Source organism: Aromatoleum petrolei, assembly GCF_017894385.1.
Taxonomy (GTDB): domain Bacteria; phylum Pseudomonadota; class Gammaproteobacteria; order Burkholderiales; family Rhodocyclaceae; genus Aromatoleum; species Aromatoleum petrolei.
Window position 1 is genome coordinate 4,494,010 of the sequence record NZ_CP059560.1, and the last position, 25,140, is coordinate 4,519,149.

The window sequence follows — 25,140 nt, forward strand, 5'->3', positions numbered from 1 at the left end:
CGAGGTTGGCGCGGCGGAAGGCCGGGGTGCCGGCTTCGATCGGGGGGGGGATGGCGGCGTCTTGCATGTGGTCGGGTGCGGTTTGGCGAGGCGATGAGGTTGTGTTGCACTGCTCCGGCGAATCCTAGGTTGCGACCAGTGCATACGTCCAATATATTTTTAGGTGTCAAAGCATCTGTGGAATATATGAATGGAGCTGCGCCACCTTCGCTACTTCGTCGCCGTTGCCGAAGAGCTCAATTTCACGCGGGCGGCTGAACGGCTGCATATCGGCCAGCCGCCCCTGTCGATGCAGATCCGCGATCTCGAGGACGAGATCGGCACACCGCTGTTCGAGCGGACTAAGCGCCGCGTCGCGCTGACCGAGGCGGGGCGGCGCTTTCTCGATCATGCGCGCGAGATCCTGGCGCGCTCGCAGCTTGCAACCGAGGACGCTCGTCGCGCAGGGAAAGGGGAGCTGGGCGAGTTGCGGGTCGGCTTCACGTCCTCGCTGCCATTCACGACCATGCTCTCGGACGTGCTGCATACCTATCGGCGCGACTTTCCGCAGGTGAGCCTGTCGCTGCGCGAAATGTTTACGGTGGCGCAGTTCGAGGCGCTTCGGGGCGGCGAGATCGACGTGGGTTTCGTGCGCTATCGTGGCCTCGACGTACCGGCGGGGGTCGTCACGCGGGAGGTCGGGCGCGATCCTTTGCGGCTCGTCGTCAACGCCGCGCACCCCTTGGCGCACCGGGCCGAGGTCTCACTGGCGGAGTTCCGCGACGAGGGTTTCATCGCCTATCTGCCAGACGTCGGCACCGGCTTGCCGGCGGTCGTCGACGATCTGTGTCGCAAGGCGGGTTTCGAGGCGCGCGTCGTGCAGCGAGCGCGCGAGGCGACGACGCAGATCGGGCTGGTCGCGTCGGGGCTGGGGGTCGCAGTGTTGCCCGCGCCGCTGGAGTGCGTGCGGCTGCCGCGCGTGCGCTACCTGACGATCGGCGATCCAGGGGCGTATCTGTCACTGGCGGTGGCGCATGCGGACAGGCCGCCCGCCCCGGTGCTCGATACCTTCCTTGGCGTGATCGGGCGCATCGCGGCGCAGCCGGCCTGACGACGCGCCCCTCCTCGCGGTGCCTACGCGGTCGCTTTCGCCCAATCCGCGAACAGCCGTGCGAGGGCGGGCAGCCCCTCGCGGATCGCCACCGGGCCCGGCGCGAGGATGATCGCCGACTTGATCTCGTGGATCTGCCCGTTGCGCACGGCAGGCACGTCCTGCCAGCCTGGTCGTGCGGTAACTTTTTCGGGCCGGAAGCGTTTGCCGCACCAGGAGCCGATGACGATGTCCGGCTGCCGGCGCGCGGCTTCCTGCGGGTCGGCGAGACAGCGGTCCTTGGCCGACGGGCGGCTGGCGAGTTCGGCGAAGATGTCTTCACCGCCGGCGATCCCGATCAGCTCGGACACCCAGCGGATGCCGGAGATCGCCGGTTCGTCCCATTCCTCGAAATAGACGCGCGGACGCCGCGGAAGCCTTGCGGCGGCTGCACGTGTCGCGTCGATCAGTTGTTCCAGCTCGCCGACCAGAGCCTGCGCGCGGGGCTCGGCACCGACGAGGCGGCCGACCGTCTCGACCATCGCGAGGATGTCCTCGACGCTGCGCTGGTTGAAGACATGCACGGTGACGCCGGCCTTGACGAGATCGCGGGCGATGTCGGCCTGCAGGTCGCAGAAGCACAGCACGAGGTCCGGGTCGACCGCAAGGATGCGTTCGAGGTCGCCGGTGCTGAAGGCGAAGACCTTGGGCTTTTCCTTGCGGGCCTGAGGCGGGATGACGGTGTAGCCGGAGATCCCTGCGATGCGGTCCTGTTCGCCAAGGGCGTAGAGAACTTCCACGGTTTCGGTGCTGAGGCAGACGATGCGTCGGGGCAGTCGGGGCATGGCGGTTCGATGAGGTGTGAGGACGGGCATTTTGCCGGTAAAGTCGCCGGATGCCGAAGGCGGATGCGCACGCGGGGGTTTGCGGGAGCGCCGGAATCCTGCTACAAGGCGCGATCCGGGCGCGGACCTCAGCTATGGTGTCGCCTCCGCGTTCCGGCCGTCTTTTCCGTTCCCAGTCACCGCCCAGCGCAACCCCACCCGCACCCGTGCCGCATCTCGCCCCTGTCATCGTCCATGCGGACGATGCCATCATCGTTACCGAAAAGCCGTCCGGTCTCCTGTCGCAGCCCGCACGCGGCGAGGAGCGGAAGGACTGCCTCGAGCTGCGCGTGCAGGCGCAGTATCCCGACGCCCTCCTCGTGCATCGGCTCGACATGGCCACTTCGGGATTGATCCTGCTCGCGCGCGGGCCGGAAATGTTGCGGCGGATGAATCATGCGTTCGCGCAGCGCACGGTGGGAAAGCGCTACGTTGCCACGGTGCATGGCCGCGTCGCGCGCGACAGCGGCGAGATCGATCTGCCGCTCGCGGCCGATCCGGACAACAACCCGAGGCAGCGGGTCGACCACGAGCGGGGGAAGCGTGCGCTGACACGGTATCGAGTCGTCGAGCGCCGTGGCGAGGGCGATGCGGCGGTATCGCGCGTGGAGTTGGAACCGGTGACGGGGCGCACTCATCAGCTGCGCGTGCATCTGATGTCGCTGGGGCATCCGATTCTGGGTGACGTGCTCTATGCGCCGCCGCACAGCGCGCAGTTTTACGCACGTTTGCACCTCCACGCGGCGGCGATCGCCTTCATCCATCCGGAACGGCGCACCGCGATGAGCTTCGAGAGCGCCGTGCCGTTCTGAGGGGCGGCGCCGGTTGGGCGCTGTTCAGCGAAGGCGCAGGATGCGGATCGAGCCGGCCAGGATGACTCCGCCGATGATGGCGCCGATGATCCAGTCCGGCCAGGGGCTGGCGGTGGCGCTCACGAGCAGGCCCGCAACGATCACGCCGGCGTTGGCGATGACGTCGTTGGCCGAGAAGATGTAGCTGGCGTGCATGTGGGCACCGCGATGCCGGTGGCGGTGGATCAGGAGCAGGCAGCTGGCGTTGGCAATCAGGGCGAGCGCGGCGATACCGATCATTGCGACACTCTCCGGTTCGGCGCGTGCGAGGATGTGCCGCGCGGTCTCGGTCAGTGCGCCGAGTGCCAGGATCAGCTGGAGGACTCCGGCCATGCGCGCGGCGGTCAGCTTCATCCCGACGGCGCGGCCGACCGCATAGAGGGCGACGCCGTAAACCGCCGCGTCGGCGAACATGTCCATCGCGTCGGCGATCAGGCCGGCGGAGCGCGCGAGCCAGCCGGCTCCGATCTCGACGACGAACATCAATGCATTGATCGCCAGCAGCAGCCATAGAACACGCGCTTCCGCCGCGGGATCTGCCTGGTCCGCGGAAATCGTGGCTTCGGTCAGGGGCGTCGAGCCGGTGAGCGTTGCGCCGAAGCCGAGGGGTTCGAGTGCCCTGAGGATTGCTGTCGCTTCGCCTGCGTGGTCGACGGCCAGCGTCCGTGCCGGGAGGTCGAAATGCAGCGCGCCGACCGGCAATGAAGCGAGGCGCAAGCGGATCATCTGCTCCTCCGAGGGGCAGTCCATGCCCGGAACGTGGAAGGTGGAGCGCAGCTGCGGGCCGTCGCAGGGCGGCGGCAGGTCGGGTTTGTCGTCGCGTCGCGGTGGGAAGCTCGTGCAGCTGCACGTGGAGGAACACGAAGGCGCATCCATGACCGACATTCCGCCGTGATAATAAGTGAATGCTAATTCTTGTGGCGCCGGCTGGCTAGCCGGGACGTTGCCAATCGCGCGGCCAGAGCGAATTTGCCCCGAGCAGCGGGACGTCGACGGACGGATCGATCGGTCGAAAATGCCGCGACATGGGGGCGATTGACGTCGCACCGCACCATCGTTATTATAATTCGACAACTTTGGAAATATCGAAAGAATGGACGAAAAAATCGCCCTTGCCGTATTCGAATGCCTTTCGTCGAGCGTGCGGCTCGGCGTCTTCCGCCTTCTCGTGAAGGCCGAGCCGGCAGGCGTCGTGGCGGGCGATATCGCAGCGGCGCTCGACATTGCGCCGAGCAGCCTGTCCTTCCACCTGCGCACGATGACGCAGGCCGGATTGATAGGGGTGGAGCAGGAGGGGCGATTCCTGCGCTACCGGGCGAATCTCGCGCTGATGACCGAGGTCGTCGGCTTCCTCACCGAAAATTGCTGTAGCGGTGTGCCCGGCGGGTGCCGGGACGCGGACGTCCTGTCCGCCCGGATTTCGGACTGCGGTTCTCGCAACTCCAGGCAGGAATCGAAAGCGTGAATGTGCTGTTCCTTTGCACCGGCAACTCGTGCCGATCGATCCTCGCCGAGGCGACCTTCAACGCCCTGGCGCCCGCCGGAATGCACGCGATGAGCGCCGGCAGCCAGCCTGCGGGCTACGTCCATCCGCGCTCCCTGGCGCTGCTGGCGAGCGAGGGCATCGCTACCGAGGGCGTGTGCAGCAAGTCGTGGAACGATCTGCCGCTGACTCCCGATCTGGTGGTGACGGTATGCGGGAGTGCGGCGGGGGAGACTTGCCCGATGTATCTGGGTAAGGTGCGCCGAACGCACTGGGGTGTCGATGATCCGGCGAAGGCGACCGGCAGCGACGCCGAAATCGATGCCGCATTCGAGCAGGCCTATCGGGTGCTGCGGGCGCGCATCGAGGCCTTTCTTGCCTTGCCCCGCGACCTCGCACAACGGGATCCCGACGTCTTCCAGGTGGAGGTCGACCGCATCGGCAAGTTGCTCCCCTGAACTCGTCCTGGTCGTGCCTCGGGCCTTCCTGAAATTTCCTGTCGTCATTCGGAGTTTGTCCCATGAAATCCATCCAGATTTTTGATCCTGCCCTCTGCTGCAGCTCGGGTGTCTGCGGCGTCGACGTCGACCAGCAACTCGTCACCTTCGCAGCCGATGTCGAGTGGGCGAAGCAGCAGGGCATCGGGCTGGAGCGCTTCAACCTCGCCCAGCAGCCGCTGGCCTTCGCGCAGAATGCGGTCGTGAAGGGCTTCCTCGAGCGTTCGGGCGCGGAGTCGCTGCCGCTGATCCTGATCGACGGAGAGTTCGCGTTGGCGGGGCGTTATCCGACGCGCGACGAACTTGCCCGTTGGGCGGGTGTTCAGGCCGAGCCGGTCGGGAAAGCGTCCGGCGGGTGCTGCAGCGGCGGCCGCTGCTGCTGAGCGGGGTCACGAAATGCGCTTTCTCGATCAGCCGCCGCGTTACCTCTTCTTCACCGGCAAGGGCGGGGTCGGCAAGACCTCGCTCGCCTGCGCCACCGCAATCCATCTCGCCGGACTCGGGCGCAAAGTGTTGCTGGTGAGCACCGATCCGGCCTCCAACGTGGCGCAGGTGTTCGAGCAGGAGATCGGGAGCCGCGTCGCGCCGATCAAGGCTGTGGCGGGTTTGTCCGCGCTGGAAATCGACCCGCAGGAGGCGGCCCGTGCGTACCGTGACCGCATCGTGGGTCCGGTGCGCGGAATCCTTCCAGATGACGTCGTGCGCGGGATCGAGGAGCAGCTTTCAGGCGCCTGCACCACCGAGATCGCGGCCTTCGACGAGTTCACCGGACTGCTGACCGACACGCAGCTCACGAGCGGCTTCGACCACGTCGTATTCGACACGGCACCGACCGGTCATACGATCCGCTTGCTGCAGCTGCCGGCTGCGTGGTCGGGATTTCTCGCGAGCAATACCGAAGGGGCGTCCTGCCTTGGCCCGCTGGCGGGGCTGCAGAAGCAGCGCGAGCAGTATTCAGCAGCCGTTGCGGCCCTTGCAGATGCGGCGCGCACGCGTCTCGTGCTGGTCGCGCGTGCCCAGGCCTCGACGCTGCGCGAAGTGGCGCGAACGCATGCCGAGCTCGCGGCCATCGGGCTCAGCCGCCAGTTCCTCGTCATCAACGGCGTGCTGGCCGACGATGCCGAGGCGCGCGCGGACGGGCTGGCGGCGGCGGTGCTGCGCCGCGAACGGGACGCGCTTGCCGCAATCCCCGAGCCGCTGCGCGGCCTGCCGACGGACCATGTGCCGCTGATGCCCTTCAATCTCGTCGGCCTGCCGGCGCTTCGCGCCTTGCTCGGCACGACCGGTTCCTCGCCTCTGGAAGCGTCCAGCGCGGCCCGGGTGCACGCCGTGGCCGCGTTGCCGAACCTCGGAAGCCTCGTCGACGGCCTCGCCGCCGACGGTCACGGGCTGGTGATGCTGATGGGCAAGGGCGGGGTCGGAAAGACGACGCTCGCGGCCGCGATTGCGGTAGAGCTCGCGCGGCGAGGTTTTCCCGTGCATCTGACAACATCCGATCCGGCGGCGCACCTCGCGGAAACGCTGGAGGGGTCGCTCGGGAATCTTGCCGTGAGCCGCATCGATCCTTTGGTGGAGACGGAGCGTTATCGCCAGCACGTGCTGGAGACGAGCGGCAAGGATCTGGATACGCACGGACGCGCGATGCTGGAAGAGGATCTGCGCTCGCCTTGCACGGAGGAGATCGCGGTCTTCCAGGCCTTCTCGCGCGTCATCCGTGAAGCCGGGAAGAAGTTCGTCGTCATGGACACCGCGCCCACCGGGCACACCTTGCTGCTGCTCGATGCGACAGGGGCCTATCACAAGGAAATCGCGCGCCACATGGACAAGAGCGGCGTCACGCACTTCACGACGCCGATGATGCAGTTGCAGGATCCAAAGCAGACCAAGGTGTTGATCGTGACCCTCGCCGAGACGACGCCGGTGCTCGAGGCCGCGAACCTGCAGGCGGATTTACGCCGCGCGGGCATCGAGCCCTGGGCGTGGATCATCAACAACAGCGTGGCCGCCGCACGCACCGACGCAGCGGTGTTGCGCCGTCGCGCCGAGCAGGAATGGCCGCAGATCGAGGCGGTGCGAGAGCATCACGCCAGGCGGGTCGCGCTGGTACCGGTACAGGCTGAGGAGCCGATCGGCGTGTCGCGGTTGGTGGCACTGGTTGCAGGCCAGAGCAAGGAGCCGGCCCGGCCGGCCTGAGTCAGGGAAAAAGGTAAGTATGTCCGTCCAATGCGAAGTCACGGCGAAGCGCGCCGCCGCGGCGCCGATGAGCGTATTCGAGCGTTATCTCACCGTGTGGGTGTTCCTGTGCATCGTCGCCGGCATCGCGCTCGGCCAGATGGCGCCGGCGCTGTTCCGCGCGATCGGCCGCATGGAAGTTGCGCAGGTGAACCTGCCGGTGGGCTTCCTCATCTGGGTGATGATCATCCCGATGCTGATGAAGGTCGATTTCGGTGCGCTGCACGAGATTCGCGGCCATGTGCGCGGCATCGGCGTGACGCTGGTCGTGAACTGGCTCGTGAAACCGTTCTCGATGGCGCTGCTGGGATGGTTCTTCATCCGCCACCTGTTTGCCCCGTGGCTGCCGGCCGAGCAGGTCGACAGCTACGTCGCGGGCCTGATCCTGCTCGCGGCGGCCCCGTGCACGGCGATGGTGTTCGTGTGGAGCCGGCTCACCAACGGCGACCCGATCTTCACGCTGTCGCAGGTCGCCCTCAACGACACGATCATGGTGGTCGCATTTGCGCCGATCGTGGGCGTGCTGTTGGGTATCTCGGCGATCACGGTGCCTTGGGACACGCTGTTCACGTCGGTCGTGCTCTACATCGTGATCCCCGTCGCGCTCGCGCAGGCTGCGCGCAAGCTGCTGCTCGCGCGCGGGCAGGCGGTGTTCGACGCTGCGATGGAACGCATCGGCCCGTGGTCGATCAGCGCGCTGCTGGTGACGCTGGTCCTGCTGTTCGCCTTCCAGGGCGAGGCGATCCTCGCGCAGCCGCTGGTGATCGCCCTGCTCGCGGTGCCCATCCTGATCCAGGTGTTCTTCAACTCGACGCTCGCCTACCTGCTCAACCGCATGGTCGGCGAGAAGCACAGTGTCGCGTGCCCGTCGGCGCTGATCGGTGCGTCGAATTTCTTCGAGCTGGCGGTCGCGGCGGCGATCAGCCTGTTCGGCTTCGAGTCGGGGGCGGCGCTGGCGACGGTGGTCGGGGTGCTCATCGAGGTGCCGGTGATGCTGCTCGTCGTGCGCGTGGTCAATGCAAGCAAGGGGTGGTACGAGGCGGGTTGGACCGTCGCGGATGCGGCGCGCGGTTCACAAGACGTGACCTGACGAACTTTGCGGGTGCCGCCGACAACTTGGGTTCGGCGAACCTGAATGGGGGCACCTTGATCCCGTACGAGGACCGTCTCCGTGGGGCGCCGCAACGCGACCGAGGCAGCGACGAGCATTAGGCGACGATGCACATGGAATCGAGTGGATTGCACACGGTGAAAATGTGCGCGTGATCAGTCACCCTCCGGGCCCTCGATGCCAAGGCGGCGCAGCTTCTCCCACAGCGTCTTGCGCGTGATGCCCAGGGCTTCGGCGGTATGCGTCATGTGCCAGTGGTGCCGCTCCAGCATCATCCGCAGGTAATCCCGTTCGCAGGAAATGAGATATTCGGCGAGCGATGGCGACAGGGACTCGTCCGTCTTTCCCGCTTCGAGGCCTTCGCCGAAAAAGGCTTCGGCGCCGAGCAGCGGGCCGGGGGAGAGGATGCAGGCACGTTCTACGGCATGCTTGAGTTCGCGCACGTTTCCCGGCCACGAATAGGACATCAGCGCCTGTTCGGTGCGTGGATCGAGGCGTCGACGCTCGTCGGGGTGGGCGCGGTTGAAGGACTCGACGAAGTGGTGCACGAACCAGCGGATGTCTTCGGGGCGTTCACGCAGCGGCGGGATGCGCAGGTGGATCACATGCACGCGGTAGTAGAGGTCGTCGCGGAAAGTGCCGGCATCGACCATCGCCTTGAGGTCCTGGTGGGTCGCGCAGACGAGGCGGAAATTCACCTCAGTCGGGGCCTCGCTGCCGAGACGGCGCAGTTTGTGCTCCTGCAGCACCCGCAGCAGTTTGACCTGCATGTGGAGCGGCATGTCGCCGATTTCATCGAGGAGCAGCGTGCCGCCGTGCGCCTGTTCGAAATAGCCGCGCTTGGCCTTGACGGCGCCGCTGAAGGCGCCTTTTTCGTAGCCGAAGAGTTCGGACTCCAGCAGGGATTCGGGAATCGCCGCGCAGTTTACGGCGACGAAGGGAGCGTCCGGGTTGCCGGTGTGACGATGAAAGAACTGCGCCACGTGTTCCTTGCCGACGCCCGATTCGCCGGTGATCAGCAGGGCACTCGCATTGCGTGCGAGGCGCGGCAGCGTCTCGGTGATGCGGCGCATGGCCGGGGAGACGCCGAGCGCGTCGCCATCCATATCGCTGCCGCCGGCCCCGCCGTAGTCCTGTGCCAGTGAGCGGACCCTGGCGACCAGCGCGTCGGGATCGAAGGGTTTGGTCACGTAATCGGCCGCACCGGCCTTGAGCAGCTCCACTGCGCGGTCGATGGTGCCGTAGGCGGTCAGAAAGAGGAAAGGGGGCAGCATCGGCAGGCGCGCACCGAGTTCGAGGAACAGGTCGCCGCCATTGCAGTCGGGCAGGCGGATGTCGCTGACGACCACCGCGTAGCGTCGCTTTTCCAGCGCCTCGGCGGCCTCAGCGCCCCTTCGCCACCAATCCACATCGAATCCTTCGAGGCGGAAGCGCTCGGCGAGCGATTCACCCATGATCTCGTCGTCTTCAATCAGACAGAGTCGGGGCATTGCTTCTTGCGGCCTGGCCATAGGGGATCTCGATGGTGAAGGTGGTGGATCCCGGTTCGCTTTCGACCGAGATTTCGCCGTTGAGCTGCTGCACGATCTGATACACGATCCACAGACCCAGACCGTGACCCGATTCGTTGTGCGTGGTGAAGGGTTCGAACAGGTAGGGCAGTTCCTCGCGCGGAATGTGCAGTCCGTCGTTGAACACGGCGAGCACGAGTCGGTCGCCGCTGGCATGCGCACGCAGTCGCACCGTGCCGCCATTGCCGGCGGCGGCGACAGCGTTGAGCAGCAGGTTCAACACGATCTGCCGCACGAGGGTCGCGGGAAGGGGCAGGGCGGAAGCTAGATTGCCGTCTACGGCGACCGTCGCACCGCGAATATGGGCTTCGGCGTCGACGAGGATCAGGAGGTCGTCGATGTCCTGGGGGGCGAATGGACGGTCTTCGATGCGGCTTTCCACCAGCAGCGCCGCGACCGTGTTGCGGATCTGCGTGAGGCCGCGTTCGAGCAGCGACAGGGCCTTGGCAGCGAGCGGATCGCCGTCGCCGTGGCGCTTGTAGGTGTTGATCGCGGTCAGCATGCCTGCGAGCGGGTTGTTGATCTCGTGCGCGATGCCCGCCGTCAGGCGGCCGATCGCGGCGAGTCGTTCGGAGACGAGCATCTGGCGCTCGAGTTCCTGCTTGTTGCGCAACTCGCCGACCATGCGGCGGAAGGCTTCGCCGAGCTGGCCGATCTCGTCGCGGCTGTGCGGCAGATCGGCGAGCCGCGCCGCTTCCAGCTCAAGCGGGACATGGCGCATCGCCTGCGCCAGGCGCAGCAAGGGCTGGCCGGTGCGTTGCGCCCAGACCCACGAAATCGGCAGGATCACGACGAGGACGAGCAGGGTGACCAAGGCGGCGCGCCCGACCAGGCCGAGAAAGCGCGGCAGGAACGGTGTCTTGGAATAACCGAGAATGACGTGGCCGAGCGCGACGCCGTCCGCGATCAGCGGTGACATCACGAAATAGACCGGCGAATCGGGCGGCTCGAGCACGCGCTGCTCGGTGTCGGCGCCGCGCGACAATTCGGCGCGCAGCAGGCCGTATGCGCCGCCGCGGCCGGCCGCGCTGCTGCCGATCGGAAACTCGCGCGGGCGGGTCGAAACGAAGACGCGGAAGTCGACATCGGTGACCAGCACCACCTCGGCCTGCAGCTCGGGCGCGGCGGGATCGCGCTCGTGTGCCGACTGCAGGATTTCGTAGGCGCGCCAGATGTCGTCGTGCAGCACCGGCATCACCAGCGTGTGCGCGAGCACGCGCCCCATGCTGCGGGCGTGGCCCTCGAGGTTCTGCCGGATTTCGTCGTATTCGCGGGCGACGAGCGCGCCGGTGACCGCGACGGCAGTGCCGAGCACCGCAGCCATGACGCGCAGTGGAATCTTCCAGCGCAGCGACACATCGGACAGGATGCTCATGGCCTTTCCAGGCGTGCCGCCATGCTTGCAATGTCGGCAAACAGCGCAGGCTCTCCGCGCGTGAAGCCGTCAAGGTGCAGGCGCTTGAGCAGTTCCTCGCCGGCGGGATCGGCCGCCATGCCGAGCAGCACGGCACGGAAGCGATCGAGTTCCCCGGGCGAGATGTCGGCCCGTGCGACGAAGGGCGGATGGCCGAGGAGCGGCGAGCGTTCGATGATGCGCGTCGTGCGGGTCAGCTCGGGGCGCACCTCGGCGAGCGTCTCCCACACATAGCCGTCCACCGCGCCGCCGTCGGCCAGTGCGACCCCGACCGCCTCGACGACCTTGCGATGGGCCCAGGTGAAGAAGGTGCGCGAGAAGAAGTTCGCCGGATCCTGCTTGTGCGTGGTCAGGATGTAGCGCGGATACAGGTAGCCGGAATTGGAGTCGGGATCGGAATACGCGAAGACCTTGCCGCGCAGGTCGGCGAGGGAGTTCGATCGCGTGTCGTCGGCCGGCACGATGATGTATGAGCGGTAATACGGACCACCCCGCCACAGGGGCACGGCCACCAGCCGCAGTTCGCGCTGATGACGTACGTAGGGGTAGCCGCAGACCCAGGCGAAATCGAGTTTGCCGGTGCGCACCAGATCGACGACTTCGCGGTAGTTGCCGCGCTGGACGAAGATCACCGATCGCTCGAGTTTCGCTTCCAGCCAGCGTCGCCAGTCGCGCAGGAAATTCATCTGATCATCGAGGAACACCGGCGTGAGACCGATCCTGACTGCGTCTTCGACGGCGCCGGCCGACAGGGCGGGGAGCGCAGCGAGGGCCGTTGCGGCGCGAAGAAAGCGCCGTCGCGACTGCGATCCGAGACTGCCATTGTCCCTGTCCATAGCGGGGATGATATGCGCCCGCCACGACGTCTGCCACTGCGCTGGAAGGGGGCAGGAAAGGGGCGAAACGCCGCCGTTACGCTGGCGTAGCACCTTGCGCCGCAGCAATCGGCACGGGTGTTACGCCGGCGTAACAGTCGCTGTCATGCACTGGGAATCAGCATCACGTTAAAACCATTACGGCGTAAGAGTTATTGCCTCGCGACGCCTGTCCTGGCGCGGATGTTGCGATCTCCTGTCGTAAAGCACGGGCGTCAGGCGCCTTCGCCAACGCGTGTTTGCCAGGCTCGTCCGAGCCTCGGCCCGGACAAAGGTCGCTTTATCAGAGGAGGCAATGCGCATGAGCGAAGAACTCAGGGTCTCGCCCATCGAGACCAGGGAAATGCCGGGCAAGCGCCGCTTCGCCATGGTGGTCGATACGCGTCGCTGCATCGGCTGCATGGCCTGCCAGGTCGCCTGCAAGGCGGAGTACGACACGCCGCTGGGCGTAAACCGCACGTGGGTGCCGTACAAGGTCGTCGGCAAGTACCCCAACGTCAAGAAGCAGTTCCTGCCGCGGCTGTGCAACCACTGCGACGACCCCCCGTGCGTGCGCAACTGTCCCGTCGGAGCCACCTACAAGCACGAGGACGGGGGCTTCGTGCTGCAGCGCTATGAGCGGTGCATCGGCTGCCGCAGCTGCATGGCGGCCTGTCCGTACAACGCGCGATTCATGCTGCCGTCGCACCGGACCTACACGCCGATCACGAATGTGGTCGACAAGTGCACCTTCTGCTTCCACCGCGTCACGCAGAACCTGGTGCCGGCCTGTGTGCAGACCTGTATCGGACGTGCGCGGGTGTTCGGCGATCTCAACGACCCGACCAGCGAGGTGTCCTACCTCGTCGCAAAGAACGCGACGCAAGTGCTGCGCCCTGAGGAGGGGACCAAGCCGCATGTGTTCTACATCGGCGCGGATCGCAACCAGACCGAGTTCGGCCGCGATGCCTATCGCAAGCCCGAAGTGATGGAGCTCGAACGCTCGGCGTTCAAGCGCCACTTCGACATTTGAGGAGACAACCATGGGCGATTACGTCTGGTTCCACGATGTGTCGTGGCACGCGACCTACGCGATTTACTTCTTCGTCATCGGCATCTGCGCCGGCCTGTCCTTCCTGTCATACGGCACGTGGCGCACCGAGGCGCTGCGTCCGCTGCGCGAAAAGGCCGCCTGGGGTTCGTTTGCGCTGCTGGTGGTGGGCGGTCTGCTGCTGATCGGCGATCTGTCGCAGCCGCTGCGCTTCTTCAACATCCTCAATCCTGCCTTTCTCAACTTCACCTCGCCGCTGGCCTGGGGGGCGCTCAACATCGTCGCCTTCGGTATCGCTTCGGTGCTGTATCTGGCGGCGCTGCGGCAGGGGAACGAGGTGCGCGGCAAGCTGCTGGCCACCATCGCCGCGTTGCTGGCGCTGGGGCTGCCGATCTATACCGGCTACGACCTGACCGTGCACCAGTCGCGGCCGGTGTGGAACACACCGGTGATGCCGGTCCTGTTCGTCGCGCTGGCCGTCGCTTCCGGTTCCGCGGTCGGCGCCATCCTCGCCGGGGCGAACCAGGCCGCGCAGAAGCTGCTGCGCGAATACATGTTGTGGTCGACCGGCGCCGTGGGCGTGATCCTGATCTCGATTCTCGGCACGACCAACTACGGCGGGGCGGCGCAGGAACTGACCTTCATGCTCATGACCACCGGGACGATGGGCCTGATCTTCGTGGGCATCGGCGTCGTCGCCGGCACCGCTGCGCCGATCGCGCTGTTGCTCGCGCCCTTCGGTCGCCAGCAGATGGGGGCCGTACTGGCCGGCGTGCTCGTCCTCGCCGGCGGTGCCGCGCTGCGCTATGCGCTGCTGATGGGGCCCCAGCAATTGCAGACGCTGTACTGAGCGGACCGGCAAGGAGATCACGTCATGGAATTCCCGAAAATCACGCGCCGCACTTTCCTCAAAGTCAGCGCCGGCACCACCGCGGCAGCGGCCACCGCACCGCGCCTGCTGCACGCGATGGAGAATGAACTCGGCGGCAAGGATTTCGATCCGGTGAATGCCGCCGAGCGCAAGGCCATCCCCATCAACTGCCACGTCTGCAACATCCAGGACGGGGCCATCGCCTACGTCGAGAATGACCGGGTGGTGAAGCTCGAAGGCAATCCGGAACACGTGTCCACCCGCGGTCGACTGTGCGCCAAGGGCAACTCGGGCATGTGGTATAGCTACGACCCGGACCGCATCCTGTATCCGCTGCGGCGGGTTGGCGCACGCGGTGAAGGCAAGTGGAAGCGGATCACGTGGGACGAGGCACTCGCGGAAGTCGCGGAGAAGCTCGACGCCGCGCTGAAGGAGGATCCCAACACGATTATGATGAAGTACGGGCGCAACCGCACCGGCGGCACGCTCGATCGCTTCATGCAGACGCTGGGCTCGGCCACGGTCGTGAACCACACCTCGGTGTGTGAATCCTCGAAGAAGGTCGGCATGGAACCGACCTGGGGGCCGGACATCGAGACGCCCGATTTTGCTAACGCGAAATACGTGCTGAACTTCGGCTCGAACGTGCTGGAGGCGGCCTACTTCCACAACCCGCTGTCGCAGCGCGTGACCGAAGGGCGCATCGACAACCAGATGAAGATCGTCACCTTCGACGTGCGGCTGTCGAACACGGCGGGCTTCTCGGACGAGTGGATTCCGGTGTTTCCGGCGACCGACGGCGCGGTGGCGCTGGCGATCGGCCACGTCATCCTGCGCGAAAACCTGCAGGACAGCGATTTCATCAACACCTGGACCAACGTCACGGTCGATGAGCTGAAGGCGCACTACGCGCAGTACACGCCGGAATGGGCGTCGAAGATTTCCGGCGTGCCGGTCGAGACCATCGAGCGCATCGCGCGCGAGTTCGCGACGACGAAGCCCGCGACCCTGTTCACCTATCGCGGTCCGGCCAAGCACCTGTACGGCTCGTACAACGAGAAGGCCTGCATGATGCTGCCGATCATGACCGGCAACGTCGAGCGTCGTGGCGGCTACTGCCTGCCGCGTGGCATGGGCTGGCCGCAGCCGGAGCCGCAGCCGGGCAAGCCGGCGAAGGCGTCCTACCTGTCGCACCCGCCGGACTATCCGCTCGCGGCGCACAAGGTCAGCCACCTCGTACCGTTCTGGATCGCCGAAGGGAAGCAGAAGATCAATGTCTACTTTACCTACCAGGACAATCCCGTCTACACGAACCCGGGATCGGCGGCCGTGTGGGGCAAGCTGTTCAGGGACGAAAAGCTCATTCCCTTCCTCGTCTCGATGAGCCCCTTCATGGGCGAGGAGACGGCGCTGGCGGATCTGATCCTGCCCGACTGCCCCTATCTCGAACGCTGGGAACCCGAGTCGATGCCGAACTCGTTGTGGCCGTGGCTGGGCATCCGCCAGCCGGTGCACAAGTCGCTGGGCGAATCGCGCGAGAACCGCGTGCTGCTGCGCGACATCATCTGGAAGCTCGACCCGGACGGCTCGCGCGGCATGAAGAAGTTCTGGGACTTCAAGGACGGCGAGGACTACATGCGCCATCACTTCGACAACTTGCCGGGGCTCAAGGAAGCCGGCGGGCTGGACTTCCTCAAGAAGCATGGCGTGTGGCCGATCTACGGCAAGCTCGACCCGCGCACCGGCAAGGTCACCGACAAGACCGGACGCGAGATCCAGGCCGAGTACGGGCTGTTCCGCAAGGAGCTGTCGGCTGCGGACATGGAAGGCGCGATGGTCGATGCGCACGGGCTGATCACGAAGAACGGCAAGGCCATCGGCATCCGCCGCAATGGGAAGAACAATGTCGGCTTCCCGACCGGCAACCGCCTGATCAACGTGCGGGTCGACGAATGGGCCGAGTATGGCTTCAACCCGATGCCGACCTTCAAGCGCATCCCGTGGCACGAGACGATGCAGGACGACGAGATGATCCTGTCGACCTTCAAGCTCAACGTGCACAAGCAGTCGCGCACCGCGGCGGTGAAGTGGCTCGCGGAGATCGCCCACAGCAACCCGGCGTGGATGAACCCGGAAACGGCGAAGAAGCTGGGCGTGAAGACGGGTGATCTGGTGCGCATCGAAAGCGCGGTCGGCTACCTTGTGACCAAGGCCTACGTGACCGAGGGCATCCACCCGAAGGTGGTGTCGATCCCGACCGGCTTCGGCCACTGGGAATACGGCCGGCTGGCGACGCTGAGGCTCAAGGATCGCAAGGGTGAGGCGAGCCACGGTGCCGACGATCCCGACCTCGACAACGTCTGGTGGGACGACAAGGGCGTTCATCCCAACAACATCATCCCGGTGGTCGCGGACCCGATCGGCGGTTCGCAGGGCTGGTTCGACACCGTCGTGAAGGTGACCAAGGCGGGGCCCAACGACAAGTACGGCGATACCCGGGGCGACTGGGACAAGCACGTGGCGGCCTTCAAGGAAACCATGCGCTACGCCTACACCGGCGACCTTCACCGCAAGATGCACCCGGAGATGGCGTCGTGGGGCGGGCCGGAGAGCGTCAAGGGCAAGGCCCCGGGCGGTCATTGACGCGTGTCGCCGGCCAGCCCGGTGAAAGGGAAAACCGGCCCGCAGCGGATGCGGGCTGGAGGATAAGGGAGACGCAATGCTGAAAACCATGTTCGCCCTCGACGAAGCCCCCTCGCGGAGCGCGGTGCCCGCGCGCGTCCCGACAACGGAGGAGTTGCGCGACGAATGCCTCGCGCGAGCGGGGGTCTATCGGCTTCTGTCCGCGGCCTTCATCGAAGAGCCCGGTCGGGAATTCCTCGCCGCGCTACGACAACCCGACGCGCTGGCCTCCCTCGCCGAGGCCGGCCTTGCGTTCGACGACGATTTCACCGCGAGCGACCTCGGCGCACTGGTTGAGCGCCTCGCCTGCGAGTACACGACCCTGTTTGCAGCGTCGGGCGGTTTTCCGCCGGTCGAATCGGTACGCCTGACCGGGCGCTACAAGCAGGAGCCGCATTTCCAGGTCGGCCGGATCTACGCACGCTGCGGATTTGTGATCGGCAGGGGGCGCTTCGAGATCTTTCCCGATCAGCTTGGCGCCGAACTGCTGTTCGTTGCGGAGCTGCTGGAACGCGGCGTGCAGGCCATCGACGCCGGCGACACGGCCGAATTCACGCGTCTGGAACGCGAGATCAAACGCTTCTGGACGCTGCATTTGGGACGTTGGGTGCGCGGCTACGGGCGACTGCTCGAACGGGCGGCCGAGCATTCCTTCTATCGCGAGATGGGGCGTTTTCTCAGCGGCTTCGCCGACGAGGAGATCGCTGCGATGCGCCTGCGCATCGAGGATCTCGACCAGGCCCGCGTGGTCGTGCCGAAACGCGAAATCCGGGTCGAGTTCAATCCGGATGAGCCGGTGTGCAACGGCTGTGGGTCCGCTCCGGACGCGGGAGCCGGCACTCGCCCGGTCGCGACGGTTCATCCCCTGCAAGATCTGCGTTGAGCGCACCGGAGACGCCATCATGCTGCTTGACCTGCAATCCCGCCCCATCCTGCCGCCGGATCGTCAGGTGCTGTCGGAACTCGACTGGAGCGAAATCGCCGCGCTGTGGAATGGCAACGAACTGAGCGCGCTGCACGACCTCCTTAACGCGCGCTGGTCACGGCTGATCCGCAACAGCGTGCTCGGTGCCGCCGACCCCGAGGCGGAGTTCCTGCAGGGGTTGGCTTTTGCGGCGCTGGCATTGTTCTTCACCCAGCACCGCAACCAGGAAGGCGCGCTGATCCTGCTCGACGACGCAGTGTTTGCCTTGGGCAAGTACCGGCCGCGTTTTCTCGGCGTGCAGGTCGAGCCGATCGTCGGCTGCCTGCAGGAGATGCGCCCGCTAATAGCGTCGCTGCCGGCTGACGGCGAGAACCCGTCCTTCCCCTTCGTGTACGCGAAGTTCGAGTACGACCGGGCGGCGCCATGAACGTGCAATGGCGTTGCATCGCGGATTGTGCTGCGGCTCCGCCCGGAGTCGATCCGGCGGACGTCTTCGCCTTCGATGGCGAGGGGGGCGATGGCGAGCGCGGCGCGGTGGCGGGCGTCGTGCTGCGCACGGAAGGCGAGGCGCGTGCCCAGGCCTTGCTCGCGGCGGGTGTCGCCACGGTGTTTATCGGGGAGGCCGCCCTGCGCGATAGCGGGGTGGTCGAACGGCTCGCCGCGAAGTTCGGCGGGCGGGTTGGCGTTTATGTGCCGGCACGGCGGATGGAGATCGGCTGGTCCTTCGACACCACTTCGAACGCCGACTTCAGGGTCGTGACCCCCTCGCAGTGCGAGCCCTGTTGGGAGATCCTGCGCGCCGACGGCTCCCGCAGCGGCGTGAGGATGCAATGGTGGCTGGGCGAGATGATGAAGCGTGGCGCCGCGGCGGCCCTCGTGCAGGTCGACATCCGCGACGACACCGACCTCAACCTGTGCGCCGGGCTCGTGGAGGATTTCGGCGAGCGTATCTGGCTCGGGCCGCTCGACGACCGCGACCCGGCGTTCGGCGACTGGACGACCTACGGCCGGATCGAGCGGATTGCGCTGGCACCGACGCTGTTCGCACGCCGGGACAGCCTGCTTCCGGCCGTGACACCCGAGTGCGAAGTCGCCGCGAGCGGGGAGCCGGCATGACGCGTGCAGCCGGACGATTCGTGCGTGTGTTGTGCGTGTTCGCCGCGTTTGGCGTGGCGCCCGCGTGTCATGCCAGCGCATCGCTCAGGAACGAAACGCAGCTGCAGTTCGCCCTGAGGTCGAGTCCGCCGTGCTGCGTCATCGATGGGCGTGCGGAGGCGCAACGGAAGGCCCATGCCTTGCCCGATGCGCTGGTCTACCGCAAGGATCTCAAGATCAATCCGGTGGCGACGGTGGTCGTGGTCGCGGACAGCGATGCACAGGCGCTCGCCATCGCCGAAGCGCTTGCCAGCGCGCATCCCGGCAAGACCGTGCTGGCGGTCGAAGGCGGCGTCGCGGCATGGGAGGCGGTCGTGCGCGCACTCGCCGCCGATCCGCCCGGCGGGCGGGCGCTCGACTTCGTCATCCCCAGCAACACCTGCGAGCACGGCGCGCCCTTGCAGCAGTTGCGGACGAGCCCGAAATGAGCCTCGCCTATCCGCAATTCCGTTCCAGCCGGTGCACCCGCTACCGGTATCGCTACAGCGAATGCAGCCGCTGCGCGGACGCTTGCCCGCACGAGGCGATCACACTGTCCGACGAAGGTGCGGCGCTCGACTCCACCCGCTGCCAAAACTGCGCGCTATGCGTCAGCGCGTGCCGCACCGGGGCATGGGAGAGCGAGGCCTTCAAGCCGATCGAACTGTTGCGGCAGGCAATCAAGCAGGAGACGTTCTCCTTCGCGTGCGCGCCCTCTGGCCTGTCGGCCGATGCGGTCGTGCCCTGCCTTGGCGCGATCGACGCGGCGACGCTGGCCTATCTCGCCAAACGCAGGATTGCCGTCAGCCTGCACGGCACCGCCAATTGCGCGGATTGTGCGCACAACCCGCGCGGGGCAGCGCAACTGGCGCTCGATCTGGACGCCTGTGCGGTCCTGAGCGTGGCGGCGGAACCTGCGGAGCGCGGCCCCTGGCTCGCTCCGGTGCTCGCTGACGATCCTACGGCCACGCCGCCGGGCGGGAAGGGCGGATTCGCCCCCTCGCGCCGGCAGCTCTTTCGTCGCCTGCTCGGCCGCGGCATGGACGAGATCGCGAGTGCCGCCGCGCCCGTCGAAGTCGCACCGCCGGTGCCGGACAAAGCCATCCGCGCCGGTGCCTGTGCGCTTCCCGAACAGCGTGAACTGCTGCAGATCGTGTGCGCGCGCAGTGACGAGCGCCCGTTCGAAGTGCCCGTGCACGAAGGGCTTCCCCTGATGGCGCTGGCGCTGCACCCTGGCTGCACCGTCTGCGAAGCCTGCTTCCGTGCATGCCCGACCGGCGCCATCCAGATCGAGGAGAGCCCCGCGGACTGGCAACTCAGGTTCGATGCCGACCGCTGCGTCGCGTGCGAGGTCTGTCTCGAAGTCTGCCAGCCACGGGTGCTCGACGCCGAACCGGTATTCGATGCGCGGCCGGAACAGCCCGCCCGCGTGCTGCACGCGCTGGCGAAACAACGCTGTGCGCGTTGCGACCGACACTTCGTCTCTGCCGAGCCTGAAGAAACGTGCCCGATCTGTCGCGACGACGAAGACGCGTTCGCGGCGATCTTCGGCTGATCACCGCGAGGAGAATCCGATCATGGAATGGGAATTCACCGCCGAACAAGTCGTGAAGGGTGACGTCGATTATGGCCTCGAGCAGTTCAGGCGCGACCTTGGCGAGGAAGTGCGCTTGAACGTGGCCTCCGCAGACGAGCTGCAGCAACTGTGCGCGTACAACCTCATCTACGACATGTGCTACGCGCTGGCGACCGATCGCAAACTCGACGAATTTCTTGCCACCTATGCCTATGACCCACCGAGCTGCCAACTCCTGCGTGAGGTCGAGCCGCTGATGAGCGGCAACGTCGTGATGCTCGGCGCGATCCTGCAGCGCATGATCATGGATGGGGTAGAGGCGGGCATGTCTCTCGAGCGTGCGATCGACGAGGCCGCCGCGCGGCATCAGGCGGCAGTTGCCGTCGCTGCCTGAACGGCACAAGTCCAGGCAGCGTTTCGTTAGTTAGTTGGCATCGAAGGAGACTGATCGGCGCAATAATGAAATTCACGCTGATCGCTACCTCGTCTCTGATCTGCTGCCGGGCGTTCCGCCTGCCGTCGCGGCCGTGCCGGAAGGGCTGCAGGCGGTGCTCGTATTGGAGCCGGGGCCACTGCGTGCCAAGGAGCATGTCATGGACTCGTCTTCATCGTGGATCCTGCCCGTCTTCTACGGCGGGCTCGGCAACCTCGCGGCCTATCTCGCGGCACACGTGCTGTTGTGCCTGCTGCCGGCCTTCTTCATTGCCGGCGCGATGGCAGCGCTGATTCCCAAGGAAACCGTTACGCGCTTCCTCGGGCGCAATTCCAGCAAGGCAGTGTCCTATCCGGCCGCGGCAGCCGCGGGATCCCTGCTGGCGGTATGTTCGTGCACCATCGTCCCGCTCTTCGCCGGCATCTACAGGAAAGGGGCCGGGCTGGGGCCGGCGATCACCTTCCTGTTCTTCGCGCCTGCGGCGAACATCCTGGCGCTGGTTTACACGGGCGGAATCATCGGCCCGGATCTCGCCATTGCGCGTTTCCTGCTGTCACTGACCTTCGGCATTGGCATCGGCCTGATCATGGCGCTCATCTTCCGCGCCGACGATGCCGCGCACGATCTCGCGACCGACAGCCCCTTCGCCGCCAAGGGGGAGGGAATGGGACGGGCGTCGCTGTTCTTCCTCTTCGTATGGGTGGCGCTGTTGCTGGCGGGCACGCTCAAGCTCGGCGTGCTGACCGGCTCCTACATGGATTTCGAGCTGCCGCTCGCCGATGCGCAAACCTGGCAGGGCGTGCTCGATCGCCTGGTGCCCTATGACGCGGCGAAAGGCGAGGAGGGGGTGTCGCTGCAGGGCGCGGTGCTGATCGCCCTGCTTGCGGTGATCGGCTTCAGCGCGTGGCGCGGGCTCGAGAATATCCAGGACGGCGCGAACGCATGGACGTGGACCAGCCTCGCGACGATCGCCCTGACGCTGCTCGTCGCCGCGCTGTCGGTGCAGACAGCGGCGGAGGGCCTGCGGATCGGCCTGACCGGCAAGTTCTTCGGCGTCGCGCTTGCGCTGACCGGGGTCGGGCTGATCGCACGCTCGCACCTCTCGGCGGACGAGCTGCGCGACTGGCTGTGGGAGTCGTGGCGTTTCGTGAAGCAGATCTTCCCGTTGCTCGTGGTCGGTGTCTTCATCGTCGGCATGATCCGCGTGCTGATCCGGCCCGAGTGGATCGAGATGCTGGCGGGGACCAACTCCGCCATCGGCAACCTCGCGGGCGTGGCGTTCGGCGTGTTCATGTATTTCCCGACGCTGGTCGAAGTACCCATCGCGAAAATGTTCCTCGACCTGGGCATGCACCGTGGGCCGCTGCTCGCCTACCTGATGTCCGACCCCGAACTCTCGCTGCAGAGCATCCTCATCATTTCCGCCATCATCGGCCGGCGCAAAACGGCGACCTACGTCGGGCTGGTGGCGCTGTTCAGCGCGGCGGCGGGATTCACCTACGGTGCGTGGGTCGACGGCATTTCGCTGCTGCGGCTTGTGCTGTGGCTGGCGGCCTTCATCGGCGTGCTGGCTGCGCTGCTGTCTGTCGCCAGCCGACGTGCCGCATCCACCCTCGTGAAAGGAGTCTGAAAATGGTGAACATCAAGGTTCTCGGTCCCGGTTGTGCGAACTGCCGCAAACTGGAGGAGGTCGCACGCGAGGCGGTCGCGTCGCTGGGCGTTCAGGTGGAGATCGCCAAGATCACCGACATGAACGAGATCATCGCCTACGACGTCCTGAAGACGCCCGGGTTGGTGATCAACGAAAAACTCGTGTCGTCGGGGCGCATTCCGACGTCCGCAACCGTTGCGGAGTGGGTGCGGGCGGCAATGCCCTGAACGGGAGAATCCGGTCAGCGGGCCGGGGGCGTGGTGCGGCGCAGCCGTAGCGCGTTCGTGACCACCGACACCGAGCTCGCGCTCATCGCCAGCGCAGCCACCATCGGCGACAGCAGCAGGCCGGTGAAGGGGTACAGCAGGCCGGCGGCGAGCGGGACGCCGAGCGCGTTGTAGACGAATGCGAAGGCGAGGTTCTGGTGCATGTTGCGCACCGTCTCGACCGAGATGCGGCGCGCGGCGGCGATGCCGCGCAGGTCGCCCTTGACCAGCGTGAGCTGCGCGCTGGACATCGCCACGTCGGTGCCGGTGCCCATCGCGACGCCCACGTCCGCGCGCGCGAGCGCGGGCGCGTCGTTGATGCCGTCGCCCGCCATCGCTACCACGCGGCCTTCGCGTTGCAGCCGGGCGACCAGATCGTCCTTGTCCTTCGGCTTGACCTCGCCGAGCACTTCCGTGATGCCCAGCCGCGTGCCGACGGCGCGCGCGGTCGTCAGTCCGTCGCCCGTGGCCATGACGATGCGGTCGATGCCGTGCGCGCGCAGCTCCGCCAGGGCCTCGGGCGTCGTTGCCTTGACCGGGTCGGCGACGGCGACCAGCCCGACGGCGACGCCGTTGATGGCCAGCATCATCACGCTCGCGCCTTCCAGACGCAGGGCTTCGGCCTGACCGGCGAGCGCGTGCCAATCGACGCTTTCCTCGTCCATCAGCGCGGTGTTGCCGAGCACCACCTTGCGTCCGTCGACCGTGCCGCGCACGCCGATGCCCGACGAGGACTCGAAGCCGTCCGGCTTCGACAACGTCAGTCCGCGGCGCCGTGCCTCGCCGACGATCGCGTGGGCGAGGGGGTGCTCGCTGCCCTGGTCGAGGCTCGCCGCGAGGCGCAGCACCTCGTCGGCCTCCCCGCCGGGGGCGGCGATGGCGGAGTGGTACGCGGGGTGTCCTTCGGTGAGCGTTCCTGTCTTGTCGACGATCAGGGTGTCGACGCGGCGCAGGTTCTCGATCGCGGCAGCGTCGCGGAACAGCACGCCCTGCGTTGCGGCATTGCCGGTCGCGACCATCACCGACATCGGCGTCGCGAGTCCGAGCGCGCACGGGCAGGCGATGATCAGCACCGCGACGGCGTTGATGAGGCCATAGGCCCACGAGGGGGAGGGGCCGAAGAGGCCCCAGCCGAGGAAGGTCAGCGCCGCGATCACGACGACCACGACGACGAACCAGCCCGCGACGCGGTCGGCCATGCGCTGCATCGGCGCGCGCGAACGCTGCGCCTGCGCGACCATCTGCACGATCTGCGCGAGCACGGTCTGCGAACCGATCTTCTCCGCCTGCATCACCAGCGCGCCGCTGGTATTGAGCGTTGCGCCGATCACCTTGTCGCCGGCAGTCTTGGATACCGGCATCGGCTCGCCGGTGAGCATCGATTCGTCCACGGCGCTGGCGCCTTCGAGCACGACGCCATCCACCGGCACCTTCTCGCCCGGCCGCACGCGCAGGCGGTCGCCCGGATGCACGTGGGTCAGGGGGACGTCTTCCTCGCTGCCGTCGGCATTGATGCGCCGTGCGGTTTTGGGCGCGAGGCCGAGCAACGCCTTGATTGCCGCGCCCGTCTCCGCGCGGGCGCGCAGTTCCAGCACCTGACCGAGCAGGGTCAGCGAGACGATCACCGCGGCGGCTTCGAAATACACGGCGACGTGCCCGCCCATGCGGAAGGAGTCGGGAAAGACTCCCGGCGCGACAGTCGCGACGACGCTGTAACCGTAGGCGGCACCCACGCCGGTGCCGATAAGCGTCCACATGTTAGGGCTGCGGTTCGCTATGGATTGCGCCCAGCGCCCGAAGAAGGGCCATCCGCCCCACAGCACGACGGGTGTCGCCAGCAGCAGCTCGATCCAGGGGCGCGCGCCGCCGAGTAGCGGATCGATGATCCCGCCCGACATCGCGATCACGGTGACGAGGATCGTCGCCGGCAAGGGCCACCAGAGGCGGCGGCGGAAGTCGGCCAGCTCCGGATTTTCGCCCCCCTCGAGTTCAGGCAGCACCGGTTCCAGCGCCATGCCGCACTTCGGGCAGGTGCCGGGTCCGGGCTGGCGGATCTCGGGGTGCATCGGGCAGGTGTATTCGGCGGCGGTCGGTGCTTCGCCGGCGGGCGCGGCCTGCGCTGCGGGTTCCAGGTAGCGCTGCGGATCGGCGCTGAACTTGGCGAGGCACTTCGCGCTGCAGAAGCGGTACTCGTGACCGTCGAAGCTGGTGTGGTGGGGCGACTCGGGCTTCACGCTCATGCCGCACACGGGGTCCGTAAACGCGGCCGATTCCTGCGGTGCTGCGGGTGAGGGGTGGGTGTGCGCGTGTTCGTGGTGCGCGGCATGTCCTTCATGCCCCTGATGTCCGTCGCCGTGACTTTCATGGTCGTGATGGACATGCGCGTGCGTCGGCCTTGGCTCAGTCATGATCGTCCCCCTTGCTACGCGGACGACGCGCCGCGTAGATCGCCGACGGCGAGCTGCAACAGCCGTCGGGCCTGGCATTGCGGTGCGCGCGCTCGTTCTCCGCCATCCATGCGCGCAGGCGCTGCAGCAGGGCTTTCAGGATTTCGAGCATCGCGCGTTTCTCCGAATGCTTGCGGG

At 66.6% G+C, this 25,140-nt stretch carries 25 protein-coding genes; 18 read left to right on the forward strand and 7 right to left on the reverse strand.

Going from position 1 to position 25,140, the window contains the following annotated elements; genetic code table 11:
• The first annotated feature begins 190 nt into the window (after nt 1-190).
• Nucleotides 191-1,090 (forward strand): LysR substrate-binding domain-containing protein, encoded by a 900-nt coding sequence (locus ToN1_RS20570; protein ID WP_169206471.1) that lies wholly within the window; start codon nt 191-193, stop codon nt 1,088-1,090.
• 23 nt (nt 1,091-1,113) lie between these two features.
• On the opposite strand, the gene ToN1_RS20575 is transcribed toward ToN1_RS20570, so the two are convergent.
• The gene (locus ToN1_RS20575; RefSeq protein ID WP_169206470.1) at nt 1,114-1,914 is read right to left on the reverse strand and encodes an ABC transporter substrate-binding protein; all 801 of its coding nucleotides are present in this window, start codon (nt 1,912-1,914) and stop codon (nt 1,114-1,116) included.
• Between the two features lie 206 nt (nt 1,915-2,120).
• On the opposite strand from ToN1_RS20575, the gene ToN1_RS20580 reads away from it, so the two are divergent.
• Entirely contained in the window at nt 2,121-2,765 is a 645-nt protein-coding gene (locus tag ToN1_RS20580) for an RluA family pseudouridine synthase (protein WP_169206469.1), read from the forward strand.
• A 24-nt stretch (nt 2,766-2,789) separates the two neighbouring features.
• Here ToN1_RS20580 and ToN1_RS20585 read toward each other — a convergent pair whose 3' ends face one another.
• Nucleotides 2,790-3,680 (reverse strand): cation efflux transmembrane domain-containing protein, encoded by an 891-nt coding sequence (locus tag ToN1_RS20585; RefSeq protein ID WP_169206468.1) that lies wholly within the window; start codon nt 3,678-3,680, stop codon nt 2,790-2,792.
• Between the two features lie 217 nt (nt 3,681-3,897).
• Between ToN1_RS20585 and ToN1_RS20590 the strand changes: the two genes are divergently transcribed.
• The 5 genes from ToN1_RS20590 (at nt 3,898) to arsB (ending at nt 8,106) form a co-directional block, all read left to right on the forward strand.
• Entirely contained in the window at nt 3,898-4,269 is a 372-nt protein-coding gene (locus ToN1_RS20590) for an ArsR/SmtB family transcription factor (protein ID WP_169206467.1), read from the forward strand.
• On the forward strand, nt 4,266-4,745 hold the full coding sequence (locus ToN1_RS20595) for an arsenate reductase ArsC (protein ID WP_169206466.1): 480 nt from the start codon (nt 4,266-4,268) through the stop codon (nt 4,743-4,745). The genes ToN1_RS20590 and ToN1_RS20595 overlap by 4 nt, the downstream gene beginning before the upstream one ends.
• Nucleotides 4,746-4,807: 62 nt before the next feature.
• Nucleotides 4,808-5,167: an arsenite efflux transporter metallochaperone ArsD gene (gene arsD, locus ToN1_RS20600; protein WP_169206465.1), complete on the forward strand. Its 360-nt coding sequence runs from the start codon at nt 4,808-4,810 to the stop codon at nt 5,165-5,167.
• A gap of 13 nt (nt 5,168-5,180) precedes the next feature.
• On the forward strand, nt 5,181-6,977 hold the full coding sequence (gene arsA / locus ToN1_RS20605; RefSeq protein ID WP_169206464.1) for an arsenical pump-driving ATPase: 1,797 nt from the start codon (nt 5,181-5,183) through the stop codon (nt 6,975-6,977).
• A gap of 19 nt (nt 6,978-6,996) precedes the next feature.
• Complete coding sequence (gene arsB / locus ToN1_RS20610) at nt 6,997-8,106, forward strand: ACR3 family arsenite efflux transporter (protein ID WP_210147878.1); 1,110 nt, start codon at nt 6,997-6,999, stop codon at nt 8,104-8,106.
• Between the two features lie 176 nt (nt 8,107-8,282).
• Here arsB and ToN1_RS20615 read toward each other — a convergent pair whose 3' ends face one another.
• From ToN1_RS20615 to ToN1_RS20625, 3 genes are read right to left on the reverse strand one after another with little or no spacing between them, the layout of a single operon-like run.
• A complete protein-coding gene (locus ToN1_RS20615; protein WP_169206463.1) occupies nt 8,283-9,638 on the reverse strand; it encodes a sigma-54-dependent transcriptional regulator in 1,356 nt (451 codons plus the stop codon).
• A complete protein-coding gene (locus ToN1_RS20620; RefSeq protein WP_169206462.1) occupies nt 9,595-11,073 on the reverse strand; it encodes a sensor histidine kinase in 1,479 nt (492 codons plus the stop codon). Before ToN1_RS20620 ends, ToN1_RS20615 begins: the two co-directional genes overlap by 44 nt.
• On the reverse strand, nt 11,070-11,948 hold the full coding sequence (locus tag ToN1_RS20625) for a substrate-binding domain-containing protein (RefSeq protein WP_169206461.1): 879 nt from the start codon (nt 11,946-11,948) through the stop codon (nt 11,070-11,072). The genes ToN1_RS20620 and ToN1_RS20625 overlap by 4 nt, the downstream gene beginning before the upstream one ends.
• A 340-nt stretch (nt 11,949-12,288) precedes the next feature.
• Between ToN1_RS20625 and ToN1_RS20630 the strand changes: the two genes are divergently transcribed.
• The 11 genes from ToN1_RS20630 (at nt 12,289) to ToN1_RS20680 (ending at nt 22,516) form a co-directional block, all read left to right on the forward strand.
• The gene (locus tag ToN1_RS20630) at nt 12,289-12,999 is read left to right on the forward strand and encodes a 4Fe-4S dicluster domain-containing protein (protein ID WP_018990480.1); all 711 of its coding nucleotides are present in this window, start codon (nt 12,289-12,291) and stop codon (nt 12,997-12,999) included.
• Nucleotides 13,000-13,009: 10 nt separating this feature from the next.
• On the forward strand, nt 13,010-13,867 hold the full coding sequence (gene nrfD, locus ToN1_RS20635; protein WP_169206460.1) for an NrfD/PsrC family molybdoenzyme membrane anchor subunit: 858 nt from the start codon (nt 13,010-13,012) through the stop codon (nt 13,865-13,867).
• 24 nt (nt 13,868-13,891) lie between these two features.
• Nucleotides 13,892-16,531: a molybdopterin-dependent oxidoreductase gene (locus ToN1_RS20640; protein WP_169206459.1), complete on the forward strand. Its 2,640-nt coding sequence runs from the start codon at nt 13,892-13,894 to the stop codon at nt 16,529-16,531.
• 76 nt (nt 16,532-16,607) lie between these two features.
• Nucleotides 16,608-17,453 (forward strand): TorD/DmsD family molecular chaperone, encoded by an 846-nt coding sequence (locus ToN1_RS20645; protein ID WP_169206458.1) that lies wholly within the window; start codon nt 16,608-16,610, stop codon nt 17,451-17,453.
• Between the two features lie 19 nt (nt 17,454-17,472).
• A complete protein-coding gene (locus ToN1_RS20650) occupies nt 17,473-17,922 on the forward strand; it encodes a DUF309 domain-containing protein (RefSeq protein ID WP_169206457.1) in 450 nt (149 codons plus the stop codon).
• Entirely contained in the window at nt 17,919-18,611 is a 693-nt protein-coding gene (locus ToN1_RS20655; protein WP_169206456.1) for a hypothetical protein, read from the forward strand. The genes ToN1_RS20650 and ToN1_RS20655 overlap by 4 nt, the downstream gene beginning before the upstream one ends.
• On the forward strand, nt 18,608-19,078 hold the full coding sequence (locus ToN1_RS20660) for a hypothetical protein (protein ID WP_169206455.1): 471 nt from the start codon (nt 18,608-18,610) through the stop codon (nt 19,076-19,078). The genes ToN1_RS20655 and ToN1_RS20660 overlap by 4 nt, the downstream gene beginning before the upstream one ends.
• On the forward strand, nt 19,075-20,184 hold the full coding sequence (locus tag ToN1_RS20665) for a 4Fe-4S dicluster domain-containing protein (protein ID WP_169206454.1): 1,110 nt from the start codon (nt 19,075-19,077) through the stop codon (nt 20,182-20,184). Before ToN1_RS20660 ends, ToN1_RS20665 begins: the two co-directional genes overlap by 4 nt.
• A 22-nt stretch (nt 20,185-20,206) precedes the next feature.
• Nucleotides 20,207-20,599, forward strand: a complete 393-nt coding sequence (locus tag ToN1_RS20670) for a hypothetical protein (RefSeq protein WP_169206453.1) — start codon at nt 20,207-20,209, stop codon at nt 20,597-20,599.
• Nucleotides 20,600-20,798: 199 nt separating this feature from the next.
• Nucleotides 20,799-22,268, forward strand: coding sequence for a permease (locus ToN1_RS20675; RefSeq protein WP_169206452.1), 1,470 nt, complete (start codon nt 20,799-20,801; stop codon nt 22,266-22,268).
• A gap of 2 nt (nt 22,269-22,270) precedes the next feature.
• On the forward strand, nt 22,271-22,516 hold the full coding sequence (locus tag ToN1_RS20680) for a thioredoxin family protein (protein ID WP_169206451.1): 246 nt from the start codon (nt 22,271-22,273) through the stop codon (nt 22,514-22,516).
• Between the two features lie 14 nt (nt 22,517-22,530).
• On the opposite strand, the gene ToN1_RS20685 is transcribed toward ToN1_RS20680, so the two are convergent.
• Together ToN1_RS20685 and ToN1_RS20690 are read right to left on the reverse strand one after the other, a co-directional pair.
• Entirely contained in the window at nt 22,531-24,963 is a 2,433-nt protein-coding gene (locus ToN1_RS20685) for a heavy metal translocating P-type ATPase (protein WP_169206450.1), read from the reverse strand.
• Entirely contained in the window at nt 24,956-25,114 is a 159-nt protein-coding gene (locus ToN1_RS20690) for a hypothetical protein (RefSeq protein ID WP_169206449.1), read from the reverse strand. The genes ToN1_RS20685 and ToN1_RS20690 overlap by 8 nt, the downstream gene beginning before the upstream one ends.
• Nucleotides 25,115-25,140: the final 26 nt, after the last annotated feature.